Here is a 7,574-nt window from a genome sequence, read left to right as displayed (position 1 = left end):
CTGATACGATCAATTTCCTTCTTCATTTCTATTATCACAAACAATAATGGTCATGCAAAAACCCGAAGTCCCTTTTCGAACTTCGGGTTCTCCTTTCACACTTCCTCGCAATATTCGTCAAACAGCGCCTGCAGCTTTTGCACGACGGCGACCGGTTCGTGCCCTTCGATGTCGTGGCGGTGGAGCATGGCACACAGTTTTCCGTCTTTTAACAACGCGAACGACGGCGAGGACGGCGGCTCGCCGACAAAATACTCTCGCGCGCGGGCCGTTGCTTCTTTGTCTTGGCCGGCAAAGACGGTCACCAAATGGTCCGGGCGCTTGTCGTAGTAAACGGCATGGGCCGCTGCGGGACGGGCGATGCCGCCGGCGCAGCCGCATACGGAGTTGATGAGGACAAGCGTGGTGCCCGGACGGCGGAATGCCGCATCGACGTCTTCCGGCGTACGCAGCTCTTCAAATCCGGCTTCGACCGCTTCACGCCGCGCTTGTTCGACGATGTCGTGATAGAGCGGAAATTGAAATTGGAACATCTCAACACCTCCTTCGGTTTGCCTTTATCATATCATACTTCGCCGCCGAGGCTCCGTTCGTATGCTTCAATCAGCTCGCGGACGGCGGCGGTGACCGGCTTGGCGCCGGAAATGACGCTGTTCTCGAGCATCGGAAGCTTCTCTTTCACGATCGGGTCGGCGAAAAAGCGCGTTTCGATATATTCTTTATCATGGCGTGCATCCAGTCTTTTTGCTGCTGGCGGCGGCGCCGTGCTCATACAAAAACGCGTAGTCTTGCGGCGGGATGACGCCGCCGACAAAAACGAGAATGTCGCCGCGGCCGATTTTTTCAAGCTCCGCCACAAGCTGCGGCACAAGCGTTTTATGTTCACCGGCGAGCGAGCTGATGCCGACAGCGTGCACGTCGTTTTCGACCGCCTGGCGCGCCGTTTCTTCCGGCGTTTGAAAGAGCGGGCCGATGTCGACGTCAAACCCTAGATCGGCAAACGCTGTGGCGACGACTTTCGCCCCGCGGTCATGCCCATCCTGTCCCATTTTCGCAATCAAGATGCGCGGACGCCGCCCTTCCAGTTCGGCGAACTGCTCCACCCGCCGCTTCACCCGTTCGAGCTGGATTTCGTTTTTGTATTCCGAGCTGTACACGCCGCTGATCGAGCGGATGGCGGCGCGATGGCGACTCGCCACTTTTTCGATCGCGTACGAAATTTCCCCGAGCGTCGCCCGGACGCGCGCCGCTTGGACGGCAAGCTCAAGCAAGTTCCCTTCGCCCGTTTCCGCCGCTTTTGTAATGGCGGCAAGCGCCGCTTCGATCTGCTCGCTATCGCGCGTCGCCTTGAGCTCGTTCAGCCGCTCGATTTGCCGCTTTCGCACGGCGGTGTTGTCGACTTCCAAAATGTCGATCGGTTCTTCTTTGTCCGGGCGGTATTTGTTCACGCCGATGATCGTTTCCGCTCCTGAATCGATGCGCGCTTGGCGGCGGGCCGCCGCTTCTTCGATGCGCATTTTCGGGATGCCCGTTTCAATGGCTTTCGCCATCCCGCCCAAGCTTTCAATTTCTTCGATATGCACCCACGCCCGCTTCATCAACTCGTTCGTCAACGTCTCGACGTAATACGAACCGGCCCATGGATCGATCGTCCGGCAAATGCCCGTTTCTTCCTGCAAGTACAGCTGCGTATTGCGGGCGATGCGCCGTGAAAACTCATCAGCGAGTCCGACATCTTTGCGACATCGCTCATTCCGATCCCCCTTTGCCTTCCAGACATAAGAAACCGCTTTCTTTTCAAGCCGCACCTTTCCCTCTCGAACCCGTCTGCTCAGAACAAAACGCTGATGACGCTTCGTGTGGGAAAAACGGTTTCTATGTTTATTGTAGTACATCGGCCGCGTTTGGACAATGAACAAAAAGGCAAACAACTTGCTGATGCCACCATTTCGCCATGAAATGGAAAACAAAGCGGTCAAAAAAACATGAACGATCCCGAAATGGCTCGATGACTTGGCGAAACAACACCATCTCAACGATTCACAAATCCTCCAAGAAGCCCTGAAAAAACATGAAAGGAAGAGGGCGTTGTTGCATGCTCTCTTGGACGATGCTCCCTCGTCCCCCTCCAAATCGCCGCTTAGCGAAAATCTCAACTGCCATTTATTCATTGGAAAATGTTTCGCAAATCGATCACGAAATCCTTCAATACATGAACCAAAACGGCGTCATCCCGGTTGTACACTCCATGAAGTTCCAATCTTCCTGTTTTTCCGCGCAAATACACTTCCACCACTTGATTCGCCGGGTCAACGATCCAATATTCCTTCACCCCGGCCCGCTCGTACGCGATCCGTTTGTCCATCCGGTCGATTTTGGCCGTGGCGGGGGACAAGATCTCGACGACCAAATCCGGAGCCCCGACAATGCGGTTTTTTTGAATTTTGTTTTTGTCGCAGATGACGACAAGATCGGGGCATACCCAGTTTCGGACGTTTTCATCCATCCATCCCTTTCGATGATCTTCGAAAAGATACACATCGATCGGGGCGGCCAACACGCGGCAATCCTTCCCACGAAGATGCATCCCGAATTCAATGGAAAGTTGGAGCGAAACGGATTGATGTTCCGGTGTCGGCGACGGCGCCATGCTGATGATGTTCCCATCCAACACCTCGCACCGTTTTCCTTCCGGCCATGTCGCATACTCTTTGTAGGTCATAGGGGCCTGTTCCTTTTCTGGTGAATCCATATCCTCCACCTTCCTCCTAATTTTATATTGATTATACACCATCCATTCCTGTATCTTGAACGATGTTTATTCCTCTTCCCGAACGAGCGGCAGGCGGACGAATACGGTCATCCCGCGTCCAAGGTCGCTGTCGAACCAAATCGCGCCGTCATGAAGAGAGACGATTTGTTTGACGATGGCAAGCCCCAAGCCGGTGCCGCCTTCTTTGCGAGTGCGGGCGCGATCGACGCGGAAAAAGCGCTGGCCGAGAAACGGGAGCTGGTCTTTTGGAATGCCTTTGCCCGTATCTTGGACGACAAGCTCGCCTTCCGCTTCCGAAAAGCGGGAAAGCCGCACCGTCACCACACCGCCTTCTGGGGTGTAGCGGATGGCGTTGTTAAGCAAGTTGCGCACGACTTGTTCGAGCCGGTCGGCGTCGCCGTTGACGATGATGTCATAGTCCAACTCGCACGCCAGCTCGATCCGCTTTTGCGCGGCGATCGGTTCGTACGTGGCGATGACATCTTCGATCACTTGGGCGAACGCCACCGGCGCGCGCTCGAGCGGCACGCTTTGCCCTTCAAGGCGCGCCAGGTCAAGAAGATCGCGCACCAGCCGCTCCATCCGCTCCGTTTCGCGGCGGATGAGGCGAAGGTACGCCTTTTCTTCTTCCTTCGTTTTCGCGAGGCCAGCAAGGAGCGCTTCGCTGTATCCTTTCATATAGCTGAGCGGCGTGCGCAGCTCATGCGAGACGTTCGCTAAAAACTCGCGCTTCCGCTCGTCTTCTTTAGCAATGGCGTCCGCCATTTGGTTGAACGCCTCCGCCAGGCGGCCGATTTCATCATCGCTCCGCACGGGGATGTCCGCTTCGTAGCGTCCTTCCGCCATGCGTTCTGCCGCTTGTTCCATCGCCTGCAGCGGCTCGGTCATCTGCCGCACCATCCGTCGGCCGACAACCAAAAGCGCGGCGGCGAATATGGCGGCCAACGGCCAAAACGCGGCGGCCGCCCGCTTCGTTGCTTCCTGAACGTCGGCTAACGGCAAATACAAGTAAATCGCTCCTTCAAGCCGCTTGCCGTCCAAAAGCGGAACGACGACCGCCATCACGCGGCGGCCGAACCGCTTTTCGTATCCCGTTTTGACAACAGGCTTCCCGGCTAACAATGTTTCCCGGTCGCGGCCGCTGACTAACGCGTCATAGTGGACCGGAAACGGAAAGCAGGCGCTCAGTTCGCGCGGGTTGTCAATCAATAAGATCGTGGCCGTTGATTTTTCGTCATACCATTCGATTTGACGGCGATATGCCTCCGTCACCGCCCCGCCGCGATAGTCGCGGGCGAGGCTCGTCCCTTCCGCGATCAACGTTCGCTCAACTTCTTTCATGTACACCGTCCGGTAAAAATAATTGAGAAGACCAAAAGAAAACGCCAGCGTCACCACGACCGCGGCGCCGATCGACAGCCATAGTTTTTGTCCTAACCGAAGCCGTTTCATGTTCATCCCTCAAACTTGTAGCCGATGCCCCAGACGGTTTGGATATGGCGAGCGGCGTCTTTCAGCTTCATGCGCAGCGTTTTCACATGCGTATCGACCGTGCGAGCGTTTCCTGTATAATCATATCCCCACACTTTGACGAGCAAGTCGTCGCGGCTGAACACCTGACCGCGGTGCTTCGCCAAAAACAGCAACAGCTCAAACTCTTTCAACGTCAATTTCACCGGTTTGCCGCCAACGGTCACGGTTCGGCCTTTTTCGTCGATGACAAGGTCGCCAAATTGCAGCCGTCCGTCGTGCTCGCGGACACGCTGCACCCGGCGCAGCACCGCCTCAAGGCGGGCGATGAGCTCTCCCGGGCTGAACGGTTTGACGATGTAATCGTCGCCTCCCAGCTTCAATCCTTTCACTTTGTCCCATTCTTCGCCAAGCGCGGTCAAAAACAAAATCGGCACGTCCGACTGCTCGCGGATGCGGGCGCAGACGGCGAATCCGTCCTGTTTTGGCATCATGACGTCCAACAGCACGGCATCAACCGGATGTTGCGAAAGCAGCACCAGCGCTTCTTCCCCGTCCCCTGCTTCGAGGCAGCGAAAGCCGGCGTTTTCCAAATACATGCCAACGAGCAGGCGCATTTCTTCTTCATCATCGACGATTAAAACGGTTCGTTCGCTCATGTTCGTCCCTCCCGAATGAATAGTTGCAGCGGGCCGTCTCCCGTCTTCCAACGGACAAGCGGACGCAACGTCGCCTCATCGACCACGATGATTTCATCGCTGTCATAGCTCGCGATATACAAACGACCGAACGCCGCTTCCATCGCAAATGGATTGGCGCCGACAGACGCCGAAGCGAGTTTCTTTCCATCTAGGGAAAATTGGTAAACTGTGTTGGAGCCATGGCTTAGCACAAACACGCCGCGGCCTGTTTCGACGAAATCGACCGGCATGACCGGAGCGGCGATCGTCCGGAGCAAGCGGCCGTCTTGCAGTGAGTAGACATGAATGTTCGTTTCCACACGGCTTCCGCTGCCGTGCCCGCCGACCCACAGCTCCTCTTGTCGCTCGCGCACCACTCCGCCCAAGGCGAACTTCGGCACGGCGAACGAACGGATGACGCGGCGGCGGTCCACATCGATGATCCACGTCCGTTCGTCTTGAAAATCGATCACATACAACCTCGTTCCAGCGCGATTGACCAGCAGCGTCATCGGGGAGCGTCCGACCGAAAGGCGGGCGATTTCTTTCCCGTCCCGGCTCACAACGCGCACCGCGTGATGGGTGCTGTCGCCAAAAAACCACGTGCGGCCATCCGGAGATGGAGCAGCGCTCACAATGCCGCTTCCTATTTTCCATTCGCCAAGCAGCTTCCCGGTCGCGAGATCGTACCGATAGACCCCGTCAAGATCCCGCCCGTACAAAAAAAGCGTCCGGCCGTCTGGGCTCAACACCCCGCCTTGAAACGGCTGATCAATGTTCCAGCGGGCGATTTTGCCGCCATTTTTCGCGTTCAAAAAGGTGACCGTTTCCGCTTTGACATCGAGACTGATGACGACCGACAGCGAATCAGCGATCGGAGGAAACGATGTCTTCGCGCAGCCGCTTAGCATAAAGAACAAACACAACAGCATCCATACGCTCTCTCGTTTCATCTCGAGTTTCTCCTTCACCTATTCGTTTCTGCCCCCATTATACCTCACATTTGTGAGAGAAGTTTGAAATCGCGCCATGCAAAAACCCCACCGCCAACCGATGGCGATGGGGGAACCGTTAATAAATCGGCGTGTTGTCTTTGTTCATATTTTCCAAAATCGCTTTGACGCGGGCAAGGAAGCGTCCACAAATGAGGCCATCCAAGACGCGGTGGTCAAGCGACAAGCATAAGTTGACCATGTCGCGGATGGCGATCATGCCGTTTTTGACGACGGGTCGTTTGACGATCGTTTCCACTTGCAAAATGGCCGCTTGCGGGTAGTTGATAATGCCCATCGACTGCACCGAGCCGAACGCGCCGGTGTTGTTGACGGTGAACGTGCCGCCCTGCATGTCTTCCGGGCGCAGTTTGCCGGCGCGCGTTTTCGCCGCCAGTTCAGCGATTTCACGGGCGATGCCTTTGATCGTTTTTTCATCGGCGTGCTTGATGACGGGCACGAACAAGGCGTCATCCGTCGCGACGGCGATCGAGATGTTGATGTCTTTGCGTTGAATGATCTTATCGCCCGCCCACGTCGAGTTCAGCTGCGGGAATTCTTTCAGCGCTTGGGTGACCGCCTTGACGAAGAAGGCGAAATACGTCAAATTGAAGCCTTCACGCCGCTTGAACTCGTCTTTGATGGCATCGCGGTAGGCGACAAGATCGGTGACGTCGACTTCGACCATCGTCCAAGCGTGCGGCGCTTCGTGTTTGCTGCGGAGCATGTTCGCGGCGATCGCTCTGCGCACCGGGGTGACCGGAATTTCGATGTCGCCCGCTCCGGCTTCGACGTTCGGGGCCGCTAGTTTGACCGGCGCTACTTGCGGCGCAGTTGGCGCGGCCGCGGCAGACGGTTGAGCCGCCGCGGCGGCTGTGGCCGGTTGTTCCGTTCTCGGTTCCGCTTTTGGCGCCGCTTGTTCCGCCGCCGGTGCCGCTCCCGCTTTCGGAATTTGGCCGGACTCAATGAGCTTCAGCAAATCTTTGCGCGTCACCCGCCCGCCAAGGCCGGTGCCTTCGACTTGTTCGAGGTCAATGCCGTGTTCCTGAGCCAAGCGGAGCACGGCCGGCGAATAGCGGCCGTTGTTTGCCCGGCCGGCCTTTTTCGGAGCGGCTGGCTTGGCGTTGTCTTCTGCTTTCGGCGCTTCATCCGCCGGCTTCGCTTCCGAAGCCGGTGCAGCGCCTTCGACTTCGATCGTGCAAATCGGCGCGCCGACTGGGAGCGTCTCCCCTTCTTTGGCGATCAGCTCGCGGATGACGCCGGCAAACGACGACGGAATTTCCGCGCTCACTTTATCGGTGATGACTTCAGCGATCGGGTCGTATTTGTTCACTTTGTCGCCCGGGGAAACGAGCCATTTGCTGATCGTGCCTTCCGTGACGCTTTCCCCGAGCTGAGGCATCGTCAATTGTTCGATGGCCACATCGATACCCTCCTATCTTGGCTGCAATGTCTTCGCCGCGGCGCCCCGGCCGCCTGCGGTTCGCCTCAAAACTTGAGAAGCTCCGCTGCGGACCGGGGTTCTCCGCTCCTCCACTGCTCCTACAATGAACCTCCCCCACTTATCGAAGTGGGGGTTTCCTGTTTCCCCTTCGGAGGTGGATGCATGATAGGCTGGTTGGCAGCCTATCTGCAGGCAACACCTGGCACCCGTCCCGT

The 7,574-nt window shown here is 57.0% G+C and carries 6 protein-coding genes and 2 pseudogenes; 1 reads left to right on the top strand and 7 read right to left on the bottom strand.

All coding sequences use genetic code 11. From position 1 onward, the window contains the following. Nucleotides 1-95 precede the first annotated feature (95 nt). Together IKE44_RS05520 and IKE44_RS05515 are read right to left on the bottom strand one after the other, a co-directional pair. Nucleotides 96-533 (bottom strand): BrxA/BrxB family bacilliredoxin, encoded by a 438-nt coding sequence (locus IKE44_RS05520; RefSeq protein ID WP_049624851.1) that lies wholly within the window; start codon nucleotides 531-533, stop codon nucleotides 96-98. A 219-nt stretch (nucleotides 534-752) separates the two neighbouring features. Further along, nucleotides 753-1,721, bottom strand: a pseudogene (locus tag IKE44_RS05515) (methylmalonyl-CoA mutase family protein); the annotation flags it as partial. A gap of 217 nt (nucleotides 1,722-1,938) precedes the next feature. On the opposite strand from IKE44_RS05515, the pseudogene IKE44_RS05510 reads away from it, so the two are divergent. Beyond that, a pseudogene (locus IKE44_RS05510) lies at nucleotides 1,939-2,073 on the top strand (type II toxin-antitoxin system HicB family antitoxin); the annotation flags it as partial. Nucleotides 2,074-2,167: 94 nt separating this feature from the next. On the opposite strand, the gene IKE44_RS05505 reads toward IKE44_RS05510, so the two are convergent. The 5 genes from IKE44_RS05505 to IKE44_RS05485 form a co-directional block, all read right to left on the bottom strand. Further along, nucleotides 2,168-2,752 carry a Uma2 family endonuclease gene (locus tag IKE44_RS05505; RefSeq protein WP_049624849.1) on the bottom strand — a complete coding sequence of 195 codons (585 nt, stop codon included), beginning with the start codon at nucleotides 2,750-2,752 and terminating at the stop codon, nucleotides 2,168-2,170. A gap of 66 nt (nucleotides 2,753-2,818) precedes the next feature. Next, entirely contained in the window at nucleotides 2,819-4,225 is a 1,407-nt protein-coding gene (locus IKE44_RS05500) for a sensor histidine kinase (protein ID WP_287465254.1), read from the bottom strand. 2 nt (nucleotides 4,226-4,227) lie between these two features. After that, the gene (locus IKE44_RS05495) at nucleotides 4,228-4,902 is read right to left on the bottom strand and encodes a response regulator transcription factor (protein ID WP_049625109.1); all 675 of its coding nucleotides are present in this window, start codon (nucleotides 4,900-4,902) and stop codon (nucleotides 4,228-4,230) included. Beyond that, complete coding sequence (locus IKE44_RS05490; protein WP_049625108.1) at nucleotides 4,899-5,876, bottom strand: YncE family protein; 978 nt, start codon at nucleotides 5,874-5,876, stop codon at nucleotides 4,899-4,901. Before IKE44_RS05490 ends, IKE44_RS05495 begins: the two co-directional genes overlap by 4 nt. 118 nt (nucleotides 5,877-5,994) lie before the next feature. Next, the gene (locus tag IKE44_RS05485; protein ID WP_049626385.1) at nucleotides 5,995-7,338 is read right to left on the bottom strand and encodes a dihydrolipoamide acetyltransferase family protein; all 1,344 of its coding nucleotides are present in this window, start codon (nucleotides 7,336-7,338) and stop codon (nucleotides 5,995-5,997) included. Nucleotides 7,339-7,574: the final 236 nt, after the last annotated feature.

It is taken from the genome of Geobacillus sp. (assembly GCF_017515625.1).
GTDB classification, from domain to species: domain Bacteria; phylum Bacillota; class Bacilli; order Bacillales; family Anoxybacillaceae; genus Geobacillus; species Geobacillus stearothermophilus.
Note: the sequence above shows the minus strand (reverse complement) of the source record. Positions and strands in the feature narration are given on the sequence as shown.

What these genes read in the sequence shown, in the direction of transcription:
- IKE44_RS05490 (WP_049625108.1), bottom strand. Translation starts at nt 5,876, where the DNA reads ATGAAACGAGAGAGCGTATGGATGCTGTTGTGTTTGTTCTTTATGCTA.
- IKE44_RS05495 (WP_049625109.1), bottom strand. Translation starts at nt 4,902, where the DNA reads ATGAGCGAACGAACCGTTTTAATCGTCGATGATGAAGAAGAAATGCGC.
- IKE44_RS05500 (WP_287465254.1), bottom strand. Translation starts at nt 4,225, where the DNA reads ATGAAACGGCTTCGGTTAGGACAAAAACTATGGCTGTCGATCGGCGCC.
- IKE44_RS05505 (WP_049624849.1), bottom strand. Translation starts at nt 2,752, where the DNA reads ATGGATTCACCAGAAAAGGAACAGGCCCCTATGACCTACAAAGAGTAT.
- IKE44_RS05520 (WP_049624851.1), bottom strand. Translation starts at nt 533, where the DNA reads ATGTTCCAATTTCAATTTCCGCTCTATCACGACATCGTCGAACAAGCG.